This window comes from Pseudomonas sp. AGC41 (assembly GCF_057334555.1).
In genome coordinates this window covers 50,666-52,456 of sequence record NZ_JBHFJB010000112.1, presented here as the reverse complement: position 1 = coordinate 52,456, position 1,791 = coordinate 50,666, and the positions used below count along the sequence as shown (strand labels likewise).

The 1,791-nt window shown below is 60.6% G+C and carries 2 protein-coding genes; both read left to right on the top strand.

The window, feature by feature from the left end; translation table 11 throughout:
* Positions 1–152: 152 nt before the first annotated feature.
* A complete protein-coding gene (locus ACE04F_RS18880; RefSeq protein ID WP_486109048.1) occupies positions 153–773 on the top strand; it encodes a lysophospholipid acyltransferase family protein in 621 nt (206 codons plus the stop codon).
* A 1-nt stretch (position 774) separates the two neighbouring features.
* On the top strand, positions 775–1,707 hold the full coding sequence (locus tag ACE04F_RS18875; protein ID WP_135847378.1) for a phosphatidate cytidylyltransferase: 933 nt from the start codon (positions 775–777) through the stop codon (positions 1,705–1,707).
* Positions 1,708–1,791 lie beyond the last annotated feature (84 nt).

Here is a 1,791-nt window from a genome sequence, read left to right as displayed (position 1 = left end):
GGAGGGCGAAGCCCTCCCCCATGATCTGCCTGATAAACCGCGACCTCAGTGCTAGGGCTACTTCGTAGCCCAGCGGGAGCAAGCCCCCCCGCCACATTGTTTGCCTGCGATAGATGTCGCATAACTTCAAGCTTTCAGGACAAGGAATCCTCATGTTCGAACCCGTGGTCGCCAACCTCATCACCTCCGCCGCGCGGATGGTCACCGGTGCTCGCAGCCTGTGGCTCGGCTGCGCGCCCACGCCGGTGCAGCGGATCTATTTCGCCAATCACAGCAGCCACGGCGACTTCGTGCTGCTCTGGGCCTCGCTACCGCCGGTGCTGCGCAAGCTGACTCGGCCCGTCGCTGGCGCCGACTATTGGCAAACCAGCCCGATGCGCCGCTACATCATCAACCGGGTGTTCAACGGCGTACTGGTGGATCGCGAGCGCAAGGATCCTTCCTCCAGCCCATTGCAGCCGATGCTCGATGCGCTGGAGAACGGCGACTCGCTGATCATCTTCCCCGAGGGCACGCGTAACCCGGATGAAGGCCTGCTGCCGTTCAAGAGCGGGATCTACCACCTGATGAAAAGCCACCCCGGGGTCGAGGTGATCCCGGTGTGGATCGCCAACCTCAACCGCGTCATGCCCAAGGGCCGCGTACTGCCCTTGCCGCTGCTGTGCACCACCAGTTTCGGCGCGCCGCTGTGCATCGAAGAAGGCGAAAGCAAAGAGCAATTCCTTGAACGCAGCCGCGCCGCACTGCTGGCGCTGGCCCCGGAGCACGTCTGACATGGATCGATATACCCTGATGTTGTTTGGCGGGATCGGCGCGATTCTGCTGCTGGCTTCGCTGGTCGGTTTCATTCTCAAGCTGCGGACCAAAGGCGCACCGAACTCGGTCATCGAGAACCTCAATGCGCGGATCAATGCCTGGTGGATCATGGTGCTGGTGATCGGCATCGCGTTCTGGCTGGGCAACGCGGCGGTGATCCTGTTGTTCTACGCCGTGTCGTTCTACGCGCTACGGGAATTTCTCACGCTGACGCCCACCCGGCGCAGCGATTACCCAGCCCTGGTGGCCGCGTTCTACCTGGCGCTGCCGCTGCAATACCTGCTGATCTATTACGACTGGTACGGGCTATTTTCCATCTTCATTCCGGTGTACGTGTTCCTACTACTGCCGATCCTCGCGTCCCTTGGCGGCGACAGCACGCACTTCCTGGAGCGCGCCTCCAAAGTACAGTGGGGCTTGATGATCGCGGTGTTCTGCATCTCCTTTGTACCGGCGTTGCTGACCTTGGACATTGCCGGTTTCGAAGGGCGCAACCTGCTCTTGATCGCCTATCTGGTGATCGTGGTGCAACTGTCGGATGTGTTGCAGTACGTGTGCGGCAAGTTGTTCGGCAAGCACAAGATCGCACCGAACCTGTCACCGTCGAAAACCGTCGAGGGCTTTGTCGGTGGCATTTTCCTGGCCTCGCTGATTGGCGGCGCGTTGTGGTGGATCACCCCGTTCAACCCATGGCAGTCGTTCCTCATTGCCTTGCTGATCAACCTGCTGGGGTTTGCCGGCGGCATCGTCATGTCGGCGATCAAGCGCGACCGAGGCGTCAAGGATTGGGGGCACATGATCGAAGGCCACGGCGGCATGCTCGACCGCTTGGATTCGGTGTGCTTCGCCGCACCGATCTTTTTTCATCTGGTTCGGTATTGGTGGACTTGAAATAAACCTGTGAGGCTGAAGAGGTTTCTGTGGCGGGGGGGGGTGCTCCCGCTGTGATGCGTAGCAGACCCAAGATATTAGGGC

Bases quoted from the DNA above. Each gene is read 5' to 3' on its own strand.
- ACE04F_RS18875 (WP_135847378.1), top strand. From the start codon at position 775: ATGGATCGATATACCCTGATGTTGTTTGGCGGGATCGGCGCGATTCTG.
- ACE04F_RS18880 (WP_486109048.1), top strand. From the start codon at position 153: ATGTTCGAACCCGTGGTCGCCAACCTCATCACCTCCGCCGCGCGGATG.